The organism is Actinoplanes sp. SE50/110, assembly GCF_900119315.1.
Classification (GTDB): Bacteria; Actinomycetota; Actinomycetes; order Mycobacteriales; family Micromonosporaceae; genus Actinoplanes.
On the sequence record NZ_LT827010.1, the window covers coordinates 7012039 to 7035059 of the forward strand.

The 23021-nt window shown below is 71.5% G+C and carries 21 protein-coding genes; 10 read left to right on the top strand and 11 right to left on the bottom strand.

Features of this window, described 5'->3' with window-relative positions; genetic code table 11:
- Positions 1-17: 17 nt before the first annotated feature.
- On the bottom strand, positions 18-524 hold the full coding sequence (locus ACSP50_RS31370) for a type II toxin-antitoxin system PemK/MazF family toxin (protein ID WP_014693327.1): 507 nt from the start codon (positions 522-524) through the stop codon (positions 18-20).
- 101 nt (positions 525-625) lie between these two features.
- Between ACSP50_RS31370 and speB the strand changes: the two genes are divergently transcribed.
- Positions 626-1660 carry an agmatinase gene (speB, locus tag ACSP50_RS31375; RefSeq protein ID WP_014693328.1) on the top strand — a complete coding sequence of 345 codons (1035 nt, stop codon included), beginning with the start codon at positions 626-628 and terminating at the stop codon, positions 1658-1660.
- Here speB and ACSP50_RS31380 read toward each other — a convergent pair.
- The 4 genes from ACSP50_RS31380 to ACSP50_RS31395 form a co-directional block, all read right to left on the bottom strand.
- Positions 1625-2179 (bottom strand): TetR/AcrR family transcriptional regulator, encoded by a 555-nt coding sequence (locus tag ACSP50_RS31380; RefSeq protein WP_014693329.1) that lies wholly within the window; start codon positions 2177-2179, stop codon positions 1625-1627. The genes speB and ACSP50_RS31380 overlap by 36 nt on opposite strands.
- A 27-nt stretch (positions 2180-2206) precedes the next feature.
- Positions 2207-2941, bottom strand: a complete 735-nt coding sequence (locus ACSP50_RS31385; protein WP_014693330.1) for a CAP domain-containing protein — start codon at positions 2939-2941, stop codon at positions 2207-2209.
- Between the two features lie 117 nt (positions 2942-3058).
- Positions 3059-3271 carry a DUF397 domain-containing protein gene (locus ACSP50_RS31390; protein WP_014693331.1) on the bottom strand — a complete coding sequence of 71 codons (213 nt, stop codon included), beginning with the start codon at positions 3269-3271 and terminating at the stop codon, positions 3059-3061.
- Positions 3264-4127: a helix-turn-helix transcriptional regulator gene (locus ACSP50_RS31395; RefSeq protein ID WP_014693332.1), complete on the bottom strand. Its 864-nt coding sequence runs from the start codon at positions 4125-4127 to the stop codon at positions 3264-3266. The genes ACSP50_RS31390 and ACSP50_RS31395 overlap by 8 nt, the downstream gene beginning before the upstream one ends.
- Before the next feature lie 193 nt (positions 4128-4320).
- Between ACSP50_RS31395 and ACSP50_RS31400 the strand changes: the two genes are divergently transcribed.
- Positions 4321-4572, top strand: coding sequence for a hypothetical protein (locus ACSP50_RS31400; protein ID WP_014693333.1), 252 nt, complete (start codon positions 4321-4323; stop codon positions 4570-4572).
- On the opposite strand, the gene ACSP50_RS31405 is transcribed toward ACSP50_RS31400, so the two are convergent.
- Positions 4530-5534, bottom strand: coding sequence for a hypothetical protein (locus ACSP50_RS31405; protein ID WP_014693334.1), 1005 nt, complete (start codon positions 5532-5534; stop codon positions 4530-4532). The two genes, ACSP50_RS31400 and ACSP50_RS31405, sit on opposite strands and share 43 nt — an antisense overlap.
- Positions 5535-5641: 107 nt before the next feature.
- Here ACSP50_RS31405 and ACSP50_RS31410 point away from each other — a divergent pair, with 107 nt between their 5' ends.
- Positions 5642-6262: a DNA-3-methyladenine glycosylase gene (locus ACSP50_RS31410; RefSeq protein WP_014693335.1), complete on the top strand. Its 621-nt coding sequence runs from the start codon at positions 5642-5644 to the stop codon at positions 6260-6262.
- Between the two features lie 59 nt (positions 6263-6321).
- Here the strand turns inward: ACSP50_RS31410 and ACSP50_RS31415 are convergent, their stop codons facing one another.
- Positions 6322-8655 carry an AAA family ATPase gene (locus ACSP50_RS31415; protein WP_014693336.1) on the bottom strand — a complete coding sequence of 778 codons (2334 nt, stop codon included), beginning with the start codon at positions 8653-8655 and terminating at the stop codon, positions 6322-6324.
- Between the two features lie 115 nt (positions 8656-8770).
- Here ACSP50_RS31415 and ACSP50_RS31420 point away from each other — a divergent pair, with 115 nt between their 5' ends.
- The 3 genes from ACSP50_RS31420 (at position 8771) to ACSP50_RS31430 (ending at position 11937) form a co-directional block, all read left to right on the top strand.
- On the top strand, positions 8771-9559 hold the full coding sequence (locus tag ACSP50_RS31420; RefSeq protein WP_014693337.1) for an MBL fold metallo-hydrolase: 789 nt from the start codon (positions 8771-8773) through the stop codon (positions 9557-9559).
- Positions 9560-9724: 165 nt separating this feature from the next.
- Positions 9725-10240, top strand: a complete 516-nt coding sequence (locus ACSP50_RS31425; RefSeq protein WP_014693338.1) for a hypothetical protein — start codon at positions 9725-9727, stop codon at positions 10238-10240.
- A gap of 113 nt (positions 10241-10353) precedes the next feature.
- Positions 10354-11937: a hypothetical protein gene (locus ACSP50_RS31430; protein ID WP_043512553.1), complete on the top strand. Its 1584-nt coding sequence runs from the start codon at positions 10354-10356 to the stop codon at positions 11935-11937.
- Between the two features lie 52 nt (positions 11938-11989).
- On the opposite strand, the gene ACSP50_RS31435 is transcribed toward ACSP50_RS31430, so the two are convergent.
- Positions 11990-13636, bottom strand: coding sequence for an alkaline phosphatase (locus ACSP50_RS31435; protein WP_014693340.1), 1647 nt, complete (start codon positions 13634-13636; stop codon positions 11990-11992).
- A gap of 87 nt (positions 13637-13723) precedes the next feature.
- Positions 13724-13993, bottom strand: coding sequence for a hypothetical protein (locus tag ACSP50_RS31440; RefSeq protein WP_014693341.1), 270 nt, complete (start codon positions 13991-13993; stop codon positions 13724-13726).
- A 445-nt stretch (positions 13994-14438) separates the two neighbouring features.
- Here ACSP50_RS31440 and ACSP50_RS31445 point away from each other — a divergent pair, with 445 nt between their 5' ends.
- Entirely contained in the window at positions 14439-15443 is a 1005-nt protein-coding gene (locus ACSP50_RS31445) for a hypothetical protein (RefSeq protein WP_155123692.1), read from the top strand.
- On the opposite strand, the gene ACSP50_RS31450 is transcribed toward ACSP50_RS31445, so the two are convergent.
- On the bottom strand, positions 15430-15630 hold the full coding sequence (locus tag ACSP50_RS31450; RefSeq protein ID WP_155123693.1) for a hypothetical protein: 201 nt from the start codon (positions 15628-15630) through the stop codon (positions 15430-15432). The two genes, ACSP50_RS31445 and ACSP50_RS31450, sit on opposite strands and share 14 nt — an antisense overlap.
- Before the next feature lie 68 nt (positions 15631-15698).
- Between ACSP50_RS31450 and ACSP50_RS42670 the strand changes: the two genes are divergently transcribed.
- The 3 genes from ACSP50_RS42670 to ACSP50_RS31460 all read left to right on the top strand — a co-directional run bounded on the left by ACSP50_RS42670 (position 15699) and on the right by ACSP50_RS31460 (position 17590).
- Positions 15699-15872 carry a hypothetical protein gene (locus ACSP50_RS42670; protein WP_014693344.1) on the top strand — a complete coding sequence of 58 codons (174 nt, stop codon included), beginning with the start codon at positions 15699-15701 and terminating at the stop codon, positions 15870-15872.
- Between the two features lie 52 nt (positions 15873-15924).
- On the top strand, positions 15925-16812 hold the full coding sequence (locus ACSP50_RS31455; protein ID WP_052311781.1) for a sulfite exporter TauE/SafE family protein: 888 nt from the start codon (positions 15925-15927) through the stop codon (positions 16810-16812).
- A gap of 163 nt (positions 16813-16975) precedes the next feature.
- On the top strand, positions 16976-17590 hold the full coding sequence (locus tag ACSP50_RS31460; protein WP_014693346.1) for an EAL domain-containing protein: 615 nt from the start codon (positions 16976-16978) through the stop codon (positions 17588-17590).
- Between the two features lie 56 nt (positions 17591-17646).
- Here ACSP50_RS31460 and pulA read toward each other — a convergent pair whose 3' ends face one another.
- Positions 17647-23004, bottom strand: a complete 5358-nt coding sequence (gene pulA / locus ACSP50_RS31465; protein ID WP_014693347.1) for a pullulanase-type alpha-1,6-glucosidase — start codon at positions 23002-23004, stop codon at positions 17647-17649.
- Between the last annotated feature and the right edge of the window lie 17 nt (positions 23005-23021).

The following is a 23021-nucleotide window of genomic DNA, read 5'->3' on the forward strand; positions in this document are numbered from 1 at the left end:
GCTATCCGGTTGTCCGATTATGCCCAGCCGTATTCGCTCCGCAGCGTGGCCGCCACCCGGTTGAAGCGGTCCCGGTCGAGGATCGCGCCCTCCCGGCGGATGCCGTCCTCGTCCACCTCCAGGACCCGGTCCAGGCGGATCCAGCTGGGACGCTGGGTGCGGTCCCAGTCGCCGGCGCCGAGCGCCAGCCAGTTGCGCTGGCCGTCGCGTTCGCTCTGGCTGGAGAGCATCAGGCCGAGCAGGGTGCGGCCGTCGCGGCCGACGACCAGGACCGGACGGTCCTTACCCTGGGACGGGTCGTCCTCGTAGGGGACCCAGGTCCAGACGATCTCGCCGGGGTCGGCGTCGCCGTCGAGGTCGGGGGCGTAGTCGATGGTGCGGCCGCGGTCCCGGGTGGGGAGATGACGCGGGGGGCGAGGTTGCGGGGCCGGGGGCCGGGGGGCCGCGGGCTTCTTGGACACGCCCGACCGCGTGGGCGCCTCGGTCGGGCCGCCGAGGATTTTCCGGAGGAAGGAGATCAGCATTTCGAGCACCGCTGCACCTTACGGCCTGACCGGAACTGTACGGCCATACAGTATGGCGATACAGTCCCCGCCGACATGATGAGCCGGGAAGGATGCACACCATGACGCGTTATGGACCGATGTTCGGGCCGGACTACACGTTCCTCGGCATCCCCGCCTGCGACTGGCGGGAGCCGTCGACCTACGCGGACGCCGACGTCGTGATCGTGGGCGCGCCGTTCGACGGGGGCACCTCGCACCGCCCCGGCGCGCGGTTCGGCCCGCAGGTCATCCGCGGCACCGACTACCTGGCCCACGACGGCACCCGCCCGCACATGGCGATGCGGGTCGACGCGCTGGGCGCCGACCTGACCGTCAAGGACGCCGGCGACGTCGAGGTGTTCAGCGGGGAGATCGAGCGCAGCTGCCGCAGCATCGAGGAGGCGGTCGGGTTCATCGCCCGGCACGGCGCGATCCCGCTGGTCCTCGGCGGCGACCACACCGTCACCTGGCCGGACGTGACCGGGGTGGCCGGCGCGCACGCCGCGAGCAGGGTCTCGGTGATCCACTTCGACGCGCACGCCGACACCGGGGACATCGAGTTCGGCTCGCTGTACGGCCACGGCCAGCCGATGCGTCGGCTGATCGAGTCCGGCGCGGTCCGCGGCGACCGGTTCCTGCAACTGGGCCTGCGCGGCTACTGGCCGGGTCCGGACATCCTGGACTGGATGGCCGACCAGCGGATGAACTCGTTCCACATGAGCGAGATCGTCGAACGCGGCCTGGACGCGGTGCTGGACAGCGCGTTCGCCATCGCCCTGGACGGCTGCGACGGCGTCTTCCTCTCGGTCGACATCGACGTCTGCGACCCGGGCCACGCGCCCGGCACCGGCACTCCGGAGCCCGGCGGCCTGACCGCCCGGCAGCTGCTCGACAGCGTCTCCCGGATCTGCCACGAGCTGCCCGTGGTGGGCATGGACATCGTCGAGGTGTCCCCGCCGTTCGACCACGCGGAGATCACCGCGATGCTCGGCAACCGGGTGGTGCTGGAGGCGCTGTCCGGGATGGCGCGGCGCCGCAAGGACGGCGACGGGCCCCGGTGGAAGCGGTCGACCCCCCTGCTAGAGGGCCGGGGCACGACCCAGCAGCCGGGCTAACGCCTCCTCCAGCAGCTCGTTCGCGGCGGCCCGGTCGACGGCCGGGTCGCCGAGCACCACCGGCAGGGCGAGCCCGTCGATCAGGGCGAGCACCTGCCGGGCCACCCGCATCGGGTTGTCCGCCTCGATGGTGGCCGCGATCAGCTCCCGCCACCGGGTGTAGTCGGCGAGCACGTCCGCGCGGACCTCGGCGTCCCGTGACGCCCAGCGCCAGCTCTCCACCCAGAGCCGCCAGGAGAGGTCACTGCCGAGGTGCCGGGCGATGGCCAGCAGCCGGTCCCACGGGTCGGTCAGCCCGGCCAGACGCTCGCCGACCAGCTCGAAGTCACGCTCGGCGGCGTGCCGGAAGACCGCGATCAGCATGTCCTCGCGGGTGCCGAAGTAATACTGCAGGGTGGAGACACCGACCCCGGTGGCCGCACTCACGTCGGCGAACCGGGTGGCATCGGCGCCGCGGGCCGCGACCACCTCACCGGCCGCGGCCAGCACCTCGACACGCTTGGCCGCGGACCGTCTCACCGCGCATGTCTATCACGGTCCGGGAACTCAGCCGACGAAGTCCTGCGTCACCCAGACCAGGCCCTTGCCGTCGCGGACGACGCTCAGTCCGATCCTGGTGAAGTCCTTGTTCAGCAGGTTCCTGCGGTGACCGTCGTTGGGGGCCACCTCGGCGAGCATCGAGTCGGTGATGCCGTTGGCCGTGGCGATCGTCTCGGCCTCGCTCCGGGTGGAGGCGTAGCCGATGTTCTCCCCCGCGGTGTGCCACTGCACGCCGACGTACCGGGTGCCGATGCCGGCCTCGCCGGAACAGTTGTGCTCCAGGCCGCAACCGTCGATCATCAGCGCGTTGTGCTTCGCCGACGCCTTCGAGAGCTGCGCGTCCAGGGTCAGCGGGGGCAGTCCCTCGTCGGCGCGGGCCGCGTTGATGTGCGCCACCACCGCGTCCAGGACCGTCGCCGAGTCGGACCTGGTGGTGCCGGTCGCCACCTTGATGGTGCTGCTCTTCGGACGTGGCGTGGCCGAGGTCCGCGCCGTCGCGGGGGACGCGGAGGCGGTCCGGCCGGGGGTGGCCTTCGACGGCTCGACGGCGGCGCCCGGGGAGGCGGTCGCGGCGGCGGTGGCGGTCGTGGCGGCCGCGAGCGGAACGTCGGCCGAGCGGGAATCGGCCTGCGCGGAGTCCGGGCCACCGAGGCCCATCAGGATGAATCCGGAGCCGATGACCACGGCTGTCGAGCCCGCCACCAGTGTGTATCGGAAACGGGCGGCAGCGGAGAGCGACACGGATATTCACCTCGGTAGCGCGGACAGGGGACGACGCCCACCGACTATGCGCGACCGTCGCGGCCCACGGCGTACCGGAAAGGATTGCTTAAGGTAGGGCTCACAGATTCATAAGAGTCAGCGTGCCCGGTGGTCGAACTCGCCGGCCCGGACCCCGGCCAGGAAGGCGTGCCACTGCTCGCGGGAGAAGATCAGCGTCGCCCCGTCCGGATCCTTGGTGTCCCGCAGCGCCACGATGCCCGGGAGGTTGCCGGCCACCTCGACGCAGTCACCCCCGTTGCCGCCGCTCCGGGTGCTCTTGTGCCAGACGGCACCGGACAGGTCAGCCATCGCTCTCCTTGATGATCGTGCCGATGAGGTCATCGGAGTCGGACTGGCTCAGGGCGATCGCGTCGAGCGCGGACCAGATCCGCTCGTACGTCTCGACCTCGGCGAGCTTATCCAGGTAGAGCGCGCCGGTGAGGTTCTCGCCATAGATGGTCGTCGGTTCCGGGGAGGCCGTGCCGACCGCCGGGAACTCCAGCACGGTGAACTGGCCGGAACTGGACGCCTGGTGCGGGCCGGCCGCGAACGGCAGGACCCGGACGCTCACGTTCTGCCGGGTGGAGACGTTCACCAGGTGGGCGAGCTGCTTCTGCATGCCCAGGGTGTCCGGCACGCCGCGCCGCAACACCCCCTCGTCGATGATCACTTCCAGGCGCGGCGCCCGGGGGCGACTGCGCTGCAGCAGGGACTGGCGCTCCAGCCGCACCGCCACCGCGTTCTCCACCGCGACCGGGTCGTCGCCGAGCCAGCGACCGAAGACGAACTCCGCGTACTCCCGGGTCTGCAGCAGGCCCGGGATCACGCTCGGCGCGTACTGCCGAAGCCGGCAGGCACCCTGCTCCATGCCGACGTAGAGCTCGAACCAGGCCGGGACGACATCGCCGTACGCGTGCCACCAGCCCTTCGCCTTCGACTCCTGCGCCAGGCCGATCAGCACCTCGGTCATGTGCCCGGGCGCGCCGTAGACGCCGCACATGGCGATCACGTCGTGCTTGCGGACCGGGACCTCACCGTTCTCGATCCGGTACATCCGGGCCCGGGAGAACTCCAGCTCCTGCGCGGCCGCCATCAGCGAGATGCCGGCCTGCTCGCGCAACTGTCGGAGCAGCCGGCCGACCTGCCGTCTGGGTACCGTCGACATCCGGACTCTCCTCCTGGCTCGGCCCGCCCGCGTTCCCGGTGTCTCGAACGAGACGATCCGGATGGCTGCATCGAGACGCCGAGAATCCAAATCCGAGATTCTCGCCGCTGCGGCTTGAGCCCGAGCCTAAGGCAGGCGACGCTCCCATGTGTAGCCGCCGGACAGCGGAAGGTGAGGGTCACGGGGAGTGGACATGCTGGTGCCGCGCACCGAACACGTCGGGGAACGCCCCTCGTGGGACTGCCGGGTCTGCGGCCGTCCCTGGCCGTGCGCCACCGCCAAAGTGGAACTCGCCGAGCAGTACCACCACTTCTCGCACGGCCTGTCGGTCTACCTCGGATCCTGCATGATCGAAGCCATCGACGACTGGGCCGCCGGCACCGGCGGCCCGCCCGCCGACCTCTACGAACGCTTTCTCGGCTGGGCCGACCCGGGAATCGCCTGAGCGACCGGGGCTTTCAACGCCCGATAGAGCTGGTTGTCGTCCACCGACGAATACAGCGTCTTGTCAGAACCGGTCATCGCCACCCACGGGCAGGACTTCCCGGCCCCGGTCAGCTCGGACTCCGCGACGGTGCGGCCGGTCGCCACCTCGACCACGGTCAGCCGATACCTGCCGACCACCAGTGGCAGCTTCGGGGACTTCGCCGTGTCACCCGGACAGTCCCGGAGCCTGGCACCCGGACCGGCCAGATCGAGACAGGCGACCAGCTGCACCTTCGGCACGGCCGGCGCCCAGGTCAGCTTGCCGCTCGCCGCGCCCGCGAAGGCGAAACGGTGCAACGTGCGAGTCGCCCGGTCGGTCAGATCCAGCCGCTCGCGGGCGCTGATCAGAATCGGATGTGGACCCCGGCCCTGATACTTCGGCGAGGCCGGGAAGAAGGTCCCGCCGCACACCTGGTCCAGGTCGCCGGCGGTGCGGGCCGGATGGACCGCGGCCTTCGGCGTGGCCGGCAGGCCGGAACTGCCCGGAGCGCTCGGGGTCAGGGGATCCGCGGACGGCAGCGGGGTGGGCGGAGCGGCGGAGGTGAAGACCCCGCTGCAGGCCAGACCGATCAGAACCAGCAGGACGACCGCCAGCACGCCGGCGATGAGCGCGCCCCAGCGTTTCCCGATCGCGGCGGTACGCGGGAGTCCGGTGCCGCCGACCTCCGGCGGCACCGTCGCGGCGTCGGCGCCGTCGGGCTCGGCAGCTTCGGGTTCGGCAGCTTCGGGCTCGGCGGCTTCCGGCTCGGCGTCCAGGATGGACGGCTCCGCCGGATCCGCCACCTCGGCCGCACCATCCCGGTGCGCGGTGGCCGCACGCAGCGCCTCGATGACCTCCGCGTCGACCGGCCGCGACTCGGCCACCCCCGCCACGACCGTCTCCGGGTCGGGCGCGCCATCCCCGTTGTGCCCCTGCGCCATCGTTCGCTCCCCAGCCGTCCCGATGGCGGCGAACTATACCGACCGGTAACACGTCCGTCACCGGGAGCATGCGTGTCGGCCGGAAGGCGCTGTGATTGGCTGGGCCGATGACGTACGGGTGGATGGACCTACCGGCCGAAGCCGTCGACGAGGCGGCCCGGCAACTTCTCGGCTGGCACCTGACCGCCAACGGCGTGACCGCCCGGCTCACCGAGGTCGAGGCCTACAGCGGCCTGGGCGCGGACCCGGCCAGCCACGCCCATCGCGGCCTCACCAACCGCAACGCGGTGATGTTCGGCCCGGCCGGCCGCCTCTACGTCTACCAGATCTACGGCATGCACTACTGCGCGAACATCGTCTGCGGCGAATCCGGCCGGGCCGCCGCGGTCCTGCTCCGCGCCGCCGCCATCGTCGACGGCCACGACCTGGCCCGCGCCCGCCGCCCCGCCGCCCGCCGCGACACCGATCTGGCATCCGGCCCGGCCAAGCTCATGCAGGTGCTGTCCCTCGACCGGGCCGCCAACGACACCTCGGTCATCGACGGATCCGGGCCGGCCACCCTCACCCCGCCGGCCGGCGCGGTGGGCGCCGTCGCAGCCGGGCCCCGGGTGGGCGTGACCTCGGCCCATGATGTGCCCTGGCGTTTCTGGCTCGCCGACGATCCGACGGACAGTGCCTACCGCCGCCACACGCCGAAACCGCGGGCCGTGCGGCCCCTCCCCCGCTGACCGTCCCTCTCCACCCCGGCCCGCCTCCTTGCTGTCCGATCCCGTAGCGGGTGGCGCGGTCAGCGGGGTAGGAGAGTGAAGACGCCGAGGTTCCGGGTGGGGCGGGTCAGGGCCACGTAGAGGTCGTGGGAGCCTCGGCGGGAGTCGGTGAGGATCTCCGCGGGGTTGATGACGAGAACGGTGTCGAATTCGAGGCCCTTCGCCTGGGCGACGGTGAGCAGGACCGCGTGATCCTCCAGGTCCGGGGACGGGCCGGTGGTGAGGGCCGGCAGGGCGGCGGCCAGGGCTGCCTGGTGGCCGGCCGGGGCGATCACGGCCAGGCGGCCGCCGGCCAACGCGTCGATGTCGGCGGTGACCCGGGCGGCCAGGTCGGTGAGGGTGCCGGTGGCTTCCCACGGTGCCACGCCGGTGGAGCGGACCGGGCGAGGCGGGACGATCGTGGGGTCGACGGTGGCCAGCAGGCGTTCGGCGTAGGACATGATCTCGGCCGGGGTGCGGTAGCTGACGGTCAGTTCGGCCAGGCGCCAGCGGTCGGCCACGTACGGGGTGAGGACTTCCGACCAGGTGGTGGGGGCGCCGAGACTGCCGGCCTGGGCCAGGTCGCCGACGATGGTCATGGAGCGGCTCGGGCAGCGGCGCATCAGGAGGCGCCAGGCCATCGGGGAGAGTTCCTGGGCTTCGTCGACGATCACGTGGCCGAAGACCCATTCCCGGTCGGCGGCGGCGCGTTCGGCGGTCGACAGGTGGACCCGGTCCTGGAAGCGTTCGGCGAGCATGTCGGCTTCCATGATGTCGGCGGCGTTCGGGATCGCGGCCTCGTCGTCGTCCTCCAGCTCGAACGACTTGGATCCGGCCGTGATGTCCAGGACGCCCTGCGCGTAGGCGAGCCGCCGCGACTGCTCCCGCGCGGCCGCGGCCCGGGCGTCCCGGTCGTCTTCGCCGAGGAGCTCGGCCGCCTCGTCGAGCAGCGGCACGTCCGCGGGCGACCAGCCGCCGCCCGGCTCCCGCCACAGCGCCGCACACTCGGCAACGCTCAGCAGTCTTCCGGCCACCGGCCCACCCCCGTCCGCTGGCCCTTCGGACACCGGGACAGGCGCGGCGACGGGTGGGGGGTCGGTGGCGGCGGAGAGCAGGGCCGGCCGGGAGGCGTACAGATCGGTCAGCAGTCGAGCGGCGGTGAGCACCGGCCACAGCGAGTCGAGCGCGGCCTGGACCCGCGGGTTTTCGGCAAGGTCCGCCCGGATGTCCGCCAGGTCGTCCTCATCGAGGACGTTGGGGCCGGCCAGCGCATCGTCCCCACCCAGCGGATCATCCCAGAACGGATCGTCCCCGATCCGGTCGGCGATCTGCCCGGCAAGCGCGGTCAGCACTCCGGCGGCGAAGATCGGCCGCGCCGGATTGTGCCGGAGCCCGGATGCGCGCGCCTGTTCGCGGGGCGTGACGCAGTCCGCGGCGGTGAGCCGCAGGACATGCCCGTCCACCGGGATCTCCAGCGGCGTCTCCGGGATCCGCTGCCGGTCCCGGACGGCCCCGGCAAGGAGTTCCGGCATCGTCGCCCGGCCCTTGATCTCCGCGACCTCCGCCGGTTCGGCCCGCCGCGCGGTCGTTCCGGGGTACAGGTCGCCGAGGGTGGCGAGCAGCACGCCGGTTTCGGCGAGGGACGGCAGGACCTGGGAGATGTAGCGGAGGAAGGTGGCGTTCGGCCCGACGATCAGGACGCCGCGGGCGGCGAGCTGCTCGCGGTGGGTGTAGAGCAGGTAGGCGGCGCGGTGCAGGGCCACGGCCGTCTTGCCGGTGCCGGGTCCGCCCTGGACGACGAGGACACCGCCGGCGTCGGAGCGGATCACCGCGTCCTGTTCGGCCTGGATGGTGGCGACGATGTCGCGCATCCGGCCGGTGCGGTCGGCGGTCAGGGCGGCGATGAGGGCGGCTTCGCCGACCAGGGACCGGTCGGTGGCGGTGTCGAGGTCGAGGATCTCGTCGTCGAGGTCGACTACGGTGCGGTCGCGGGTGCGGATGTGGCGGCGCAGGGTGACGTCCTGCGGGGTGATCGCGGTCGCGGTGTAGAACGGACGGGCGGCCGGAGCGCGCCAGTCGACGAGCAGCGCCCGGTCCGGGTCGTGCAGGCCGATCCGGCCGATGTGCAGGCTGTCGCCGTCGCGCAGGTGGAGGCGGCCGAAGCAGAGGCCCGGTTCGACGGCGTCGTACCGGGCGAGGCGTTCGGCGTACGCCTGGGTGGCGGCGTCGCGATGGGACCGCCAGGAGGGCAGGCCGCCGCCCTGCCGCCGGGCTTCGTCGAGCCGATTCCGCGCCTGTGCCCGCAGCTCGTCGAGACGGCCGTAGAGCACGCCGAGGTGGAATTGTTCCTCGGCGAGGCTTGACAGACTTGACACGTGTGCCTCCGTGACGTAATCTGAAAGTGGATGCTTTTGCCCGTCACAAGAATTGACGGTCAACTTGTCAGGCTAGCAGAGACGTGGACCGCAGAAAACCGGGTATGCGAGCCCGATGACACCGCAAGCCACCGTCACGTTCATCGGCAATGCCACCACCCTGCTCCGGCTCGGCGAGTTCACCCTGCTCACCGACCCCGCGTTCGGGCACGCCGGCAGTCGTGTCCACCTCGGTTACGGGATGTGGACCAGGCGGCTCATCGACCCGGCGATGAGGTTCGCCGATCTCCCCCCGTTGGATGCCGTCCTCCTCTCCCACCTGCACGGCGACCACTTCGACCGGGCCGCCCGCCGCAGCGTCCCGCGTGATCTGCCGATCCTCACCACCCCGCAGGCCGAACGCCGGCTGCGCAGGCGGCACTGGGACGCGGCCCGCGGGATCCCGGTCTGGGACGCCACCGAGTGGCAGCGGGCCGGCCAGACCCTGCGGATCACCGCACTGCCCGGCCGGCACGGCCCGGGGTTCGTCGACCGGTTGCTGCCCGACGTGATGGGTTCGCTGATCGAGTGGGAGCGCGACGGCGAGCCGCTGACCCGCATCTACATCACCGGTGACACGCTGCACCGCCCGTTCCTCTCGGAGATCCGGGAGCGCTGCGGCGAGATCGACGCGATGCTCATCCACCTGGGCGGCACCCGGATCCTGGGGCTGCTGGTGACCATGGACGGGCGGCAGGGCGCCGCGCTGACCGGCCTGATCCGGCCGAAGGTGGCGCTGCCCATCCACTACGACGACTACCGGGTGATGAAGTCGCCGCTCAGCGACTATCTGCGTCGCTGCCGGGAGAACGTGCATCCGCTGCGCCGCGGCGAAACCTACGACCTGCCGCTGCGGGTCCGCTGAGATCTTGCGGTCGCGGCCCCGGGAGGAATCCGATTGCGGCGGTACGCGGTGAGCAGCCGCCCGCCGCCACCCGGACCCGCATCGCGGGGCTACGTCGTGCGTGGCCGGCCGCCGGTGGACCGAAACCGGCCCGCGGTGGCCGGGCGGGCACTAGCGTCTGCGGTGATGATGTCGCATCGGGGGCTGCTCTGGTACAGCGTGCTGTGCGGGGCCGGCGTGCTGTGGGCGGGCGCCCTGGTCGTGGCGCTCGCACTCGGCCATCGTCCGGTGGACAAGGTGGTCGCGGTGGGGATCGCCGCGCTGTTGACGGTGCCGGGTTTCGCGGCCGGCGTGCTGGCCAACCGGCGGGCCTACCGCACGCAGCAGCCGCGCCGGCTGTGGTCCCTGGCGTCCTGGGTGCCGCCGCACGTGCCGGTCTGGGCGGCGATCGCGGCCGGGGTGGTCTTCTTCGGCTTCTGGTTGACGATCGTGCTGGCCTTCGTCGCGCTGCAGGGCAATCCGGAGGTCCGCGCCGACGGCACGTACGTGCTGGCCGACCACGACCGGCTGACCGTGGTGGACCGCACCACCTATGACCGGCAGTTGGATCACGAGCAGCAGATCTCGCTGGCCGTGCTGGGCGCCTTCGCGGTCGGCGGCGCGTTCCTGTGCGCGGCCCGGGCCACCGACCACCAGGCCTGAGCCGCCGATCACCGGGCCTGAGTCACCGGTCACCAGGCGCGCTCAGCCGGGTGCCGCCCCGGAGTGGATCACTGCTAGCATCCCGCGCCACCATCACACCGAACGGGGTTGCATTGCGCAGGCTCACTCTCCTGGCCGCGGCGGTCGTCACGCTGCTGCCGGTCACCCTCCTGAGCACCGCCGGGTCGGCGTCGGCCGCGTCCGGAACGTTGACGGTCAACACCTACGACCGGTCGGGCCAGGTCTTCCACACCTCGCTGCGGATCATCAACCTGTCCAGCAACCAGAGTTACACCGCGTCCAGCTTCTCGGCGAAGGCACTGCCGAAGGGGGCGTACGCGGTGATCACCGACATGTGGAACCAGCGCGACGGCACCGACACGCTGGGCGCCACCATGGTGACCGTGCCGGCCGGGGCGGTGACCGCGACCATCGACGCCCGCGGCGGCCAGCCGGTGGGGGTGCGGCTGGACCAGGGCCCGGGCGCCGGCTATGCGCAGACCGTGCGGGCGGCGATCTGTTCCGAAGCCACCGGCGCCCCGATCAAGGTGGACGCCTACAACCAGCCCGGCAAGCTGTTCGTCCTCTCGAACAATTCCACCCACCTGCGCTTCTCCTGGTCCTCGATCTGGCAGAGCCAGGGCGGCAACGAGACCTGGATGGTGGCCGGCGGCCCGCACCCCAAGGTGCCGGCCGGGGTGCACGGCACGATCGCGGTGTCCTCGCTGGGCACGGTCAGCGCGGCCGTCCGGCGCGGCCCGGCCGGCAGCGACCAGGCCGGCCTGACCTTCCACGAGGACGACGACTGCCACCCGGGCTACGGCGTCGGGGTGTTCGGCGGCCCCGCCCCGGGAACCGCGAAGGTGCACGCGAGCGCCGGGAAGTGGCGGCTGGACGCCGACTGGTCGGCGGTGGAGACCGGTGGCGCCACCGCCGGTCTCGGCTTCGACTGGCGCAAGGTGACCGTGGCGGCGGGCCGGACCTCCAGCACGACGTTCTTCGCCTCGGCCTGGGGACCGGCGTACCACGTACCGGAGATGATGACGGGCGCCAGCCTCAACTTCGACACCTCGACGATGTTCCGGGACCCGGGTAACGCCGACGAATTCGAGGCGAGCGAGCGGTCCCTGGTCACGCTCACCGACAGTCGGAGCCGGGTGGTGAAGCAGCAGTGGCGGCAGAACTGGGCCGACGGTGACCCCGGCTTCATCGCCAAGGTCCCGGCCAAGGGCTGGTACACGCTGCAGGTCAACGCCCGCCGCTACCGGCCCGGCATCACCTACCCGGCGGACCTGCTCTCGTCGAGCTCGCAGGCGATCTTCCGGGTCAGCCTGGATCCCGAGGCCCGGCCGTACCTCACCGACGTGCAACTGCCCCGACTGGCGCCGGCCGGCCTGAACCTGAACAACCAGGGCACGGCCGGCGGCACCACGGTGGTGCAGATCCTGCCGGACCGCCGCTCCGGGAATCCGGACATCACGGTCGGCCGGGCGAGCGCGATCAGGACGGTGACGCTGCTGGCGTCGTTCGACGAGGGCCGGACCTGGACGTCGATGCCGGTGACCGGCAGCGGCACGACCTGGCAGGGAACGGTCACCAACGCGATGAGCGGGCGGGTCTGGCTGCGCAGCCGGGTCACCTCGGTCAACGGCGCGTACGGGGAGGTCACCATCGCCCGGGCGTACGCCCTGGGCTGAGCCGCGGGACCGGGCCGGCCGGCGCCACCCGGGCGCCGGCCGGCCCGTCCGGTCAGCCGGGGGCGGACTCTTTACGGATCTTGGCGGAGCCGCGGCCGACCGACCAGCCCTGCACCCACTTGGCGGCGCTGTCCTTCCTGGTCCGGTCGGCGAGGTGGTACCAGTCCATCCGGCACCGGCTGCGGGTGATGTCCAGGACCCCGAACCCGTGCCCGTCGGTCTCCACCCATTTGACGTGCGGGTTGGTGGCCCGGATCAGGCTGGCGGCGAGCAGGCTGAGCGGCCCGCCCGGGCTGGTGCCCAGCGCGTCGTTGATGTTGTCGCTGGTGACCGAGGGGACGACGAATTCGGCCGCGGCCGGATGGGCGGTGCCGGTGTCCTTGGTGGTCAGCTCGTTGGCCCAGCTGGTGTGGATGTCCCCGGTGATGAAGACGACGTCCCTGGTGTCGTGCGCGCGCAGGGTGTCGACGAGGCGCTCCCGGTCGGCGTTGTAGCCGTCCCACTGGTCGGCGTTGAGCACGACGCCGTTCTGCGGGACGCCGATCAGCTCGCCGAGCGGGCCGAGCAGCCAGGCCGGCAGGGCCAGCACGTCGAGGCGGGAGATCATCACCGGGTTGCCGACGATCTTCCACAGTGCGGTGGAGTTGACCAGCCCGTCGGTGAGCCAGTTGAGCTGGGCGGCGCCGGCGATGGTCCGGTCCTCGTCGTCGACGACGGCACCCGACGCCTGCTGCGAACGGTAGGTGCGCAGGTCCAGCATCGAGAGCTCGAACAGGTCGCCGTAGCGCAGCCGGCGGTAGATGTGGCCGTCCGCGGCGAGCCGGACCGGCATCCACTCGGCGTACGCCTGCCGGGCGGCGGCGACCCGGGCCGCGAAGTCGCCCTCGGTGGCCGGGGTGTGGTTCTCCGCGCCGCCGCTCCACATGTCGTTGGCCACCTCGTGGTCGTCCCACGTGATGATCCACGGCACCGAGGCGTGCAGGGCCTTGAGGTCCGGGTCCGTCTTGTAGAGCGCGTGCCGGGTCCGGTAGTCGGCCAGGGTGAGCGTCTCGTTGAGCGGGGCCACAGTGCGGACCACCGTGCCGCCGGCGTCGAACTGGCCGGTGCCGTACTCGTAGATGTAGTCGCCGAGGTGCACCACCAGGTTCAGGTCGCCGCGCTCGGCCAGGTGCCGGTAGGCCGCGAAGTAGCCGGCCTCCCAGTTGGCGCAGCTGACCACGCCGGCCCGGAGCCGGGCGATGGCGTCGGTGGCGGCCGGAGCGGTCATCGTGCGACCGACCGGCGACCACTCGCCGCCCAGGCCGAAGCGGTACCAGTACGTGGTGGCCGGGCTGAGCCCGCTGATGTCGGCCTTGACGGTGTGGTCGCGGTCCGGGCCGGTGCTGACCGTGCCGGACCGCACCACCGTGGCGAACCCGGCGTCGGTGGCGACCTGCCAGTCCACGTCCACCTGCGGGCCGAGGCCGGAGGCCGGCACCGATTCGGGGGTGGGGGTGACCCGGGTCCACAGCAGGATGCCGCCCGGGAGCGGGTCACCGGAGGCGACACCGTGCTGGAAGGCGGAACCGGCCGCGCCGGCGACCGAGGGCAGCGCGGCCGCGGCGACCGCGCCGGCACCGGCGGTCAGGCCGGCGAGCAGAACGGCGCGGCGGCCGACCGGGACGCCGGGAAGCTCCGCGGCACTAGGGAGGACAGTCATGCCGTTCTATGTATCAAATCTGGTGACCGCTTGGGTATACGCCGGCGGATGTTCCGCGGAGCTTCATCGACGGAGCCCGAAGTTAACTCACCGGTAGCTTGCCGAGACCGGCACGATCGGCACGACGGTCGCGGAGAGGGGCCTGACGGCCGGCGAGACCGGGATCACGGCCGGCGGCACCGGCTCGCCGATGGCAAGCGCCGCGGCCTCGGCGAACCCGGCGGCGGCATCGATCGCCCGCAGCACGGCCACCCGCCGCTCGCCGAGGCGGACGCGCCGCGCCGCGGCCAGCTCGGCCCGCAGCACCATCAGCTTGGTCAGACAGTCGTCCATCAGGTTCAGCACTTCATCATGCATGGTGGGTGCCTCCTGGCCACGCACTGCGACCGGACCGCTGGGTCGTAGCTCCGCACCGAGCCCGGGAGCGACGTTCGGTTACTTGGCGTCGAGCCTACGTTCACTTCTTGTTCTTGCGGTTAGCCCGTTGTTACATCCCGACTCCCGGGACAGAAGCCGACATCAGGGACGTCCCGCTGACCTGGGAGCGCGCCCACCGACATCCGGAAAGACCGCAGGCAGCGCCCCGGATGTGCCAGAAACGAGAGCCGGAACCGATCATGCCGGCCCGGCCGGCGCCTCCTCGGCGGCCGAGGCGTACCGGTATTCGTCGGTTCGCGGACCACGACCCGGTCGCCGCCAGCGCCCGCCGGACCCCGAACAGCGCGAGAAGACGACGTCGTCCATCCCTGAGGGCTGTGTCACTGTCCGAGCCGGCCGGGCCGGCGGCGTCTACCGTGTGGCGGTGGAGATCGGACTCTGGTCGGTGGTCGCCGAACCCGAGGCGCTCGCCCTGGCCGGTCCGGGGGCGACGCTGCTCACCGGCGCGGACGCCGCCTACGCGGTCGGGCCGGACGCCGTCGTGGTGATCGCCCCGGGTGGCGGGGCCGACGAGATGGTGCTGCCCGGGCCGTTCCCCGAACTCCTCGAGGAGCGCCTGGCCGGGGTGTTGCGACCGGCGGTGCGGGCGTTCGCCCGGCTGCCGCAGGGCTGCCTGGCACTGGGCGTGGCCCGGTCCGCCGAGCTCGGCTACCGGCGCGGGGCGCTGCACGACATCCGGTTGCGCTTCGAGGAGGCGCTGCCGCCCGGTCTGCTGGAGCCCGGCCCCGAGTGGCTCGACATGGTGGGCCACGACCCGACCGGCGCGATGGAGCGGTTTATCACGGCGTGGTATTCCGGCGTACCGGCCCGCCGCGTTCCGGATGTCGATCCGATGGGTCAGCCGACGGCGTTGCGGGCGTTCCACCGGGTGGCGGCCGGGCGGCCCGAGGTGTACGGAATCTCCTCGCGCATCCTGCCGGAGCCGCTGGCCGACCGCCCGGACGGTCTGATCACCTTCGGTCATGAGGGCGACGGCATGTTCACCCTCGCGATGCCGCCCGGCGAGGACGATCCGGAGGTCTTCTACGACGGGCTGAGCGACCGGCTGCTGCCCGAGCGGGAGCGGCTCGCCGGTTTCCTGCTCAACGCCGCGCTGGCCCGGGCCGCGATGGACGGGCCGCTGGGCGGGATGGCGTTCGTCGACCGCCCGCAGGCGCAGCGGATCATCGCCCCGCTGCGCCGCGTCCCGTTGCGGCCGATGCGCTGGCCATGCCTGTTCTCCCGGTGTTACGCCGGGCCCGGCACGGTGGTGCTGCTCGGCGAGGACGACGCCGACTGGTGCGAGATGTACGTCGGGGTCCGCCATCCCGGCCTGCTGCGCCGCCTGCGCCGGCTCGGCCTCGACTGGGAGTCGTTCACCGACTCCTGACCAGCAGATCCGCGTGGGCCGCGGTGAGCTCCTCGATCGCCGCGCGCAGCGACTCGCCACCCGGGGCATCCCCGGCCAGCTCGCGCGCCGCGGTGAGCAGTCGCAGCGTGTCGGCCATGGTGGCGGCCGCCGCGGTCACCCGGCGGTCGAGGTCGTCGCGCAGCATCTCCAGCACAAGCTCATCCACGGCCGTCCCGATCGGCAACCGTGCCGGCAACTGAAGAGTCCTGCGCGAACCGCCGAATCCTCCGATCAATGGGGGCCCCAGCGTGGCGCCGGACCGACGGCCCCGGTCTCCCGGCCGCCGCGGTGCTGATCCCCGGCGGGGCCGGTTACCGGTTCGCCCAGGGCTTTCACTTCGCCCGCCCGATGCCGGCCGAGGACATCGCGCCGCTGCTCGGGGATCCCAGCCGTCGGGAATCTCGATAAACTCAACTGATTTAGTAGACAAGGTGGGTTATCCGGAGGCAGACTTCCGGCCATGGATCTCACCATGGCGCTGGCCGGGCTGGGTGTCGGCATCATCGTCGGACTGACCGGCATGGGTGGCGGCGCGCTGATGACGCCGATCCTGGTGCTGCTGTTCCACGTCAACCCGGTCGCCGCGATCGGCAGCGACCTGGCGGCCAGCGCGGTGATGAAACCGTTCGGCGGCGCGGTGCACGCCAAGCGCGGCACGGTGAACTGGAAGCTTGTCGGCTGGCTCTGCGCCGGCAGCGTGCCCAGCGCCTTCCTCGGCGTGCTGCTGCTGCGCCTGCTCGGCGACGACAGGGCGGTCCAGCACACCGTCAAGATCGCCCTCGGGGCGGCGCTGCTGCTGGCCGCCGCCGGCATGGTCGCCAAGGCCTGGGCGAGCCGGCGCACCGCCGACGCCCCGCCCGCCGCGATCACCGTGCGGCCGCTGCCCACCCTGCTGATCGGCATCATGGGCGGCCTGGTGGTCGGGCTCACCTCGGTCGGCTCCGGCTCGCTGATCATCGTGGCGCTGCTCGCCGTCTATCCGAAGCTGCGCGCCAACGACCTGGTCGGCACCGACCTGGTGCAGGCCGTTCCACTGGTCACCGCGGCCGCGCTGGGGCACGCCCTCTTCGGCGACCTGCACCTGGACATCGCCGGCGCGGTGGTGCTCGGCTCGATCCCCGGCGTGCTGATCGGCTCGCGGATCTCCTCGCGGGCCCCGGGCGGCCTGGTCCGCTCCGCCCTGATCATCGTGCTGCTGGCCAGCTCGCTGAAGCTGTTCGACCTCTCCGCACAGCTGGTCGGCGTGATCACCGGCGGCGCCCTGCTGGTCGCGATCGGCCTGGGGCTGCGCGCCAGGAGGCGGACGACCGCCACCGGGCCGCAGCACCGCGAGACCGTCGCGGTCTGACCCGGCTCCCGCGCTCGCCGGGCAGGAGACGCGGCGCAACGCCGACGTGCCACCCCGGCGCCGCAAAGATGATCCGGGTTCCGGCCGATCGTTGAGAGGTGGGTGTTCGCCGCAAGCTGCTGATCGGCTACCTGGGCTGCGGCTGCCCGGCTCGTTCATCCCGATGGCCGAGGAGACCGGGATCATCGTGGAGATCGACCGGTGGGTGCTGCTGGAGGCATGCCGGTCGGTCAAGCAGTGGCAGACCGACGACCCGGCGACCGCGCCGGCCTGGGTGAGCGTCAACCTGTCCGCCACCCACCTGGAGATGCCCGACCTGACCGACCAGGTGGCGTACGCGCTCTCGGCGACCGGCCTGGCCCCGAGCTGCCTGGTGCTGGAGCTGACCGAGACGGTGCTGATGCGCGACCTGGCGGTGACCGCCGCCCGGCTGGAGGAACTGCGCGAGCTCGGTGTCAAGATCGCGATCGACGACTTCGGGACCGGCTACTCGTCGCTGGGCTATCTCCGCGACATCCCGGTCGACGTGCTCAAGATCGACCGCTCGTTCATCGACGGGATGGCCGGCAACGGGCGCCAGCAGGAACTGGTCAACGCGGTCATCCAGCTCGGGCACACGCTGGGCCTGCGGGTGGTCGCCGAGGGCATCGAGGACGCGGACCAGCTCAACCTGCTCACCGTGATGGGCTGCCGGTTCGTCCAGGGCTACCACCTGGGCCGCCCGGAGCCGGTCGCCCAGCTCCAGGACCGGCTGTCGGCTCCGGTCCTGCAGAACTGAAACCGGCCCCGCCCTCCCGGGCTGATCGGGTGAGCGGGGCCGGCAGCCCATCAGTGTCAGTTCTGCACGAACACCGAGACGGTACGTGCCGGGACGCGGAACGTGCCGGTCGCCGCGGCGAACGACGCGGTCCGCACCAGCGGGTCGGCCGAGGCCTGCTGCACCGGGTGCAGCGCGACCTTCTTACCGGCCAGGGCGGGCAGCGTCTGGGTCGCGGTCGCCGACGTGGAGTTGAACACCACGGTGATCGACTTCCACTTCCCGCCGAGGCCGCGGGCGTCCAGCGTCATCGTGATCACGCCGGGCGTCTCGGTCTTGCCGGACAGCGGGAACGCCACCCGCTGCTGCACCTGCTTGCCGGTCGCCAGGCCGAAGACCGGCGACGACGTCCGGATCCGGAGCAGCTCCCGATACCGGTTGTCGGCCAGGTTGATCGCCGCGCAGTCCGGCTTGAGCGCCGGGTCGGCGAGCAGCGGCTTGGCGTACTGCCATTTCGCCTGGTTGTCCGCGGCCGGCGGCAGGCCCTTGCCGAACCCGTTGCCCTTGGTGCAGTCCCACTCGATCGCGTTGAACCAGTCGCCGGAGTTGAACGAGTTGCGGTCCAGCGACTTGGAGCGCAGCCGCTCGCTGCCGGCCGCCACGAAGCCGACACCCTGCCCGAGCACCGTGGTGGCCAGCGCCACCGACTGCATCCGGGCCCGGTCCGCCGCCGTGGTGCTCTGCGGCAGCTTGTAGGCGAGCGCGTCGTACAGGATCTCGTTGTCGTGGGCGTCGACGTACGTGATCGCCTCGTCCGGCGCCGCGGTGTAGCCCGCCGGCGCGCCGTTGTAGTCGATGTCCTTACCGGTGACGACCTTGCCGTCGTTCCCGGTGAAGGCGAAGCCGGCCAGGTTGCCGGTCAGCCCCACCTTGATCAGGTCCTGGTAGTGCAGCAGCCGGGCGTTGTCGGTGCCCGAGTCGGCCAGACCGGAGGCGAAGCCCTGGATCCGCGGGTCGTCGTCGAACGGGCCGCCGCCGCGGACCGCGTCCCGGAGCCGGTCGTTGAACGTGCCGATCCCGGTGCCGGCCATGTTCTGCTGGGTGGCCTGCACGAAGCGGGCGTTGTTCGCCACCTCGCCGAAGTTCCAGCCCTCGCCGTAGACGTAGATGTTCTTGCCGTCCACCCCGTCGCGCTTGAGGGTGAGCTTGTCGAGGGCCTTGCGCACGGCCAGGATGTTCGCCTTCGGGTGGTGGCCCATCAGGTCGAACCGGAAGCCGTCGACCTTGTACTGCTTGGCCCAGGTGACCACCGAGTCGACGACCAGCTTGCCCATCATCGCGTTCTCCGGCGCGGTGTTGGCGCAGCAGGTCGAGTCGGCCACCGTGCCGTCGGCGAGCAGCCGCTGGTAGTAGCCGGGCACGATCTGGTCGAGCACCGAGTTCGGGTCGGTGCCGGCCGCCGACGTGTGGTTGTAGACGACGTCCATCACCACGCGCAGGCCGGCGTTGTTGATCCCGGCCACCATGGAGCGGAACTCCCGGGTCCGGTCCGCCGGGTCGACGGCGTAGCTGCCCTCCGGGACGGTGTAGTGCAGCGGGTCGTAACCCCAGTTGTAGCCGTCGGAGCCGGCCACCTTGGCCACACAGGCCTGCTGCTGATCCGAGTCGGCCGGCAGCGCGGCCAGGTCACAGCCGGGCTGCGCCTGGTCGGCCCGGTTCTCCGGCACCGTCGCGAAGTCGAAGACGGGCAGCAGGTGTACGTGGGTGACCCCGGCCTTGCCGAGATCCGCGAGATGCCGCACCCCGGCCGCGCGGGCCTCGGTGAACGCCGCGTACGTGCCCCGCTCGGCGGCGGGCACCGACGAGTCGGCGATGGAGAAGTCCCGTACCGACAATTCCTGGATCTGGATCTTCGCCGGCGCCGTGGCGGCGGGCTTGCGCAGCCTGTCCCATCCGGCCGGGGCCAGCTTCGGGTCGTTCAGATCCAGGAACCGGCTCCGCTTCGAGTCGGTGGACAGGGCGACCGAGTACGGGTCGGTGACCGAGGCGGTGACCACCTTCTGCGCGGCCGGCTGCCACGCGGTGACCCGGAACCTGTAGTACTTGCCGTAGTCGCCCCGGGCCACCGGGAGCGACCAGACGCCGGTCCGGTCATCCCGTTTCATGGTCGCCAGCGTCGCGCTGGACGCCGTCGCGTTGTCGTAGGTCTCCAGCTCGACACTGCTCGCGGTCGGCGCCCAGACCGCGACCCGGCCGTGCAGGTAGCCGAGCTCGGCGTCGACCGCCTTCGGGTAGAGGTCGTCGAGCACGCCCGCGGTCTGCACGCCGGTCGCGGCGAGCAGTCTGCCGTCGGTGTTCCGCTCGGTGACCACGACCTGGCCTCGCACGATGTCCGCCACGTTCCGGGCGTCGGTGGTGAAGGCGCGGTACTGCCACAGGTGCGGGAACCGGTCCCGCTGCCTCTCGGTGAGGCCGGTCCCCTTCGCGTGCAGCGACACGGTCTTGTAGTCGCCGGTGAGCTCGCCGTTCGCCACGCCGATCCCGCCGGTCGGCGACCACACGAGGTCGTAGACCTTGCCGTCGGTGCTGCCACCGGTCTGCCAGGCCAGTGTCGAGCGGTCCATCCAGACCGCCGACTCCTTGGTGACATCGGTGGATCCGGTGCCGCCGGCCGTCTTCACCAGCGGCAGCAGGCGTTCCTGCTGCCCGGCGAGCAGCCACACCTCGTGGCCCGCGTCGGCGAAGGTGAGGCGCTGATCGGTCGGCAGGTCCTTGGCGTCGCCGTTGTGGATGATGTAGCTGAGCCCGGCGGCGCCGTCGGCCAGCGGCACCTCGAACGTCGCTCCGTACGAGTCGATCTTCGTGGGCTTGAGCGGGCTGCCCCAGTCGGTGCCGGTCGCGGCGCCGTCCCAGACGTGCAGCCCCCAGCCGTCGTAGTTCCCGTCGGCCCGGCGCCAGTGGATGATCGCCTTGCCCTGGTCCTGCTGCACCGCGGGCGGCGTGGTGTAGACGGCGGGATCGCCCTGTTTGAGCCAGACCTCCGGGTTCTTCGTCGGGTCCAGCGACCGGTCCGCGTCGGTGTCCTTCACGCCGTCCTTGCCGACCACGATGAAGCCCATGCTCTTGGCGTTCGGCGCGAGCTTGACGTAGGCGAACCGGCCGTACGCGTCCTCGCCGACGAACGGCTGCCCGTTCGGCCACGAGGTCGACATCGACGGGTCCACGTCACCCCAGGTGTAGAGGCCGTAGTCGGCGTAGCCGCCGGCCGGCCGCTGGTAGTGCACGATCGCGTAGCCCACCGTGGAGGCCGGCGTCGGCGTGGCCACCGTGATGCTCGTCGACGATGAAGCGAGTCGTCCGCGACTGTCCCGCACCACTGCTTTGTACTTCACCGGGGTGCCGCCGGCCAGCCCGTCCAGGTCGTGATACACCCGGTAGGGCGCCCTGTCGGCGGTGCCCAGCAGCTTCCACGGTCCGTCGCCGACCTGGGCCGCGAAGGTGACCGTGGCGAGCGGGTCGCCGGTGGTCTCGGCGGTCAGCTCGGTCCGGGTCGCGACCTTGGCGCCGGCGGCCGGCTTCAGGGTCACGGTCGGCGCGGCCGCCGGCACGGCTTCGGGAGCGTTGGAGCGCAGTACGACGGTGGACAGGGCCGGCACCGTGACGGTGACCTTGCCGTCCGCGCCGGCGACCACCGGGGCCGCCCCGCCGTAGATCCCGGTGAAGGTGGCCCCGGGCGAGGAGGTGGCGAAGCTGACCGTCTGGGTGGTGGTGGCGTTGTTGGCGGCCACCACGTACTCGGTCCGCTTCGTCCTGTCGATCCGGGAGACGGCGAGGACACCGGCCCCGGTCGCCGCGTAGCGGGTCACCTGCACGCCGTCGACCAGCGCCGGGTTCGCCTTGCGCAGCTTCGCCAGCGACGCGATCGTCCGGTACAGCGGGTGCGCGGTGTCGTAGTTGTCCACCGCGTGCGTGCGGTCGGTGCCGATCAGGTCGTCCTTCAGGTAGTCCGCGGTCTTGCTGGCGAACATGTCCTGGCGCGCGTCCTTGTCCCCGCCCGGGCCGGTGAAGCCCTGCTCGTCACCGGAGTAGACGACCGGCTGGCCGCGGGTCAGGAACATCAGCTCGTGCGCGAGCTCGTCGCGCTTGAGCTGGGTGTCGGCGGTCGAGGCGGCGGCGATGAACGAGCCGATCCGGCCCATGTCGTGGTTGCCGAGGAAGGTCGGCAGCCGCTCCGCGCTGGTGGTCGGCGTGGTGTAGAGGTCGTCCTTGGCGTACACGTCGGAGAGCCCGGCCGCGGTGCCGCCTCCGGTGACGAACGCCTGCGCGGCGGCCTGGAACGAGAAGTCCAGGGTGGCCGGCAGCCCGCCCTTGCGGACGTACGTCGACTCGATCTCCTGGTCGGCGCTGTACACCTCGCCGAACATGAAGAAGCCCGGCTTGCCGGCCTTGGCCGCGGCCTGGTTGATCCCGGCCGTGAACTGCGGCCAGAAGTCCAGGTCGGTGTGCTTGACGGTGTCCAGGCGGTACCCGTCGATGCCGGTCGCGCCGATCCAGTCGGCGTAGATCCTGGTCATCCCCCTGACCACCTCGGGACGCTCGGTCCACAGGTCGTCGAGGCCGTAGAAGTCGCCGTACTCGCTGTTCTCGCCGGAGAAGGTGGAGTCACCGCGGTTGTGGTACATCGTGACGTCGTTCAGCCACGCCGGAACCTTGACCTTCTTGTCTTTCGGGTCGACGGTCGGCGTGTAGGGGAAGGACGTCGCGTCGACCTTCGGGAAGCCGTTCCTGCCGGTCGCGTAGTTCTTGTCCTCGAACGGCTGGCCCTCGGTGTCGGTGTACGGCGAGGTCGCCTTGTCGATGTACGAGTACTTGTTCTCCCGGTTTTTGATGACATCAGCGGTGTGGTTCACGATGATGTCCAGGAAGATCTTCATCCCCCGCCGGTGCGCGAGCTGGACCAGCTTCTTGAGGTCCGCGTTGGTGCCGAAGTGCGGGTCCACCTGGGTGAAGTCGGTGATCCAGTACCCGTGGTAACCGGCCGACACGTCGGCGCCGGTGCCCTGCACCGGACGGTTCTTGAAGACCGGCGCGAGCCAGATCGCGGTGGTGCCGAGCCCCTGGATGTAATCGAGCTTGTCGATCACGCCCTTGAGGTCGCCGCCGTGGTAGAAGCCCTTGTCGGCGGGGTCGTACCCGGTCGACAGCCGGTCCCCCGTGAGGCCGCCCTTGTCGTTGGACTTCTCGCCGTTGGCGAACCGGTCCGGCAGGACGAAGTAGTACTGCTCGTTGCTCGCCGGCTTGTCGGACCCCCAGTTGGCGATCACCGAGGCGCTGGGCTCATTCGAAGCGGCGGACGCCTCGGCAGCCGGGACGGTCAGAAGTGGGAGAAGAAGGCTGAGCACCGCGGTCCCCCACCGCGTCTTACTCGCTGCCACAGTATGCCTCTCTGGTC

What these genes read in the sequence shown, in the direction of transcription:
- ACSP50_RS31440 (WP_014693341.1), bottom strand. Translation starts at nt 13,993, where the DNA reads ATGCATGATGAAGTGCTGAACCTGATGGACGACTGTCTGACCAAGCTG.
- ACSP50_RS31420 (WP_014693337.1), top strand. Translation starts at nt 8,771, where the DNA reads ATGACACCGCAAGCCACCGTCACGTTCATCGGCAATGCCACCACCCTG.
- ACSP50_RS31435 (WP_014693340.1), bottom strand. Translation starts at nt 13,636, where the DNA reads ATGACTGTCCTCCCTAGTGCCGCGGAGCTTCCCGGCGTCCCGGTCGGC.
- ACSP50_RS31370 (WP_014693327.1), bottom strand. Translation starts at nt 524, where the DNA reads ATGCTGATCTCCTTCCTCCGGAAAATCCTCGGCGGCCCGACCGAGGCG.
- ACSP50_RS31410 (WP_014693335.1), top strand. Translation starts at nt 5,642, where the DNA reads ATGACGTACGGGTGGATGGACCTACCGGCCGAAGCCGTCGACGAGGCG.
- ACSP50_RS31455 (WP_052311781.1), top strand. Translation starts at nt 15,925, where the DNA reads ATGGATCTCACCATGGCGCTGGCCGGGCTGGGTGTCGGCATCATCGTC.
- speB (WP_014693328.1), top strand. Translation starts at nt 626, where the DNA reads ATGACGCGTTATGGACCGATGTTCGGGCCGGACTACACGTTCCTCGGC.
- ACSP50_RS31400 (WP_014693333.1), top strand. Translation starts at nt 4,321, where the DNA reads ATGCTGGTGCCGCGCACCGAACACGTCGGGGAACGCCCCTCGTGGGAC.
- ACSP50_RS31395 (WP_014693332.1), bottom strand. Translation starts at nt 4,127, where the DNA reads ATGTCGACGGTACCCAGACGGCAGGTCGGCCGGCTGCTCCGACAGTTG.
- ACSP50_RS31425 (WP_014693338.1), top strand. Translation starts at nt 9,725, where the DNA reads ATGATGTCGCATCGGGGGCTGCTCTGGTACAGCGTGCTGTGCGGGGCC.
- ACSP50_RS31460 (WP_014693346.1), top strand. Translation starts at nt 16,976, where the DNA reads ATGGCCGAGGAGACCGGGATCATCGTGGAGATCGACCGGTGGGTGCTG.
- ACSP50_RS31405 (WP_014693334.1), bottom strand. Translation starts at nt 5,534, where the DNA reads ATGGCGCAGGGGCACAACGGGGATGGCGCGCCCGACCCGGAGACGGTC.
- ACSP50_RS42670 (WP_014693344.1), top strand. Translation starts at nt 15,699, where the DNA reads ATGGGGGCCCCAGCGTGGCGCCGGACCGACGGCCCCGGTCTCCCGGCC.
- ACSP50_RS31390 (WP_014693331.1), bottom strand. Translation starts at nt 3,271, where the DNA reads ATGGCTGACCTGTCCGGTGCCGTCTGGCACAAGAGCACCCGGAGCGGC.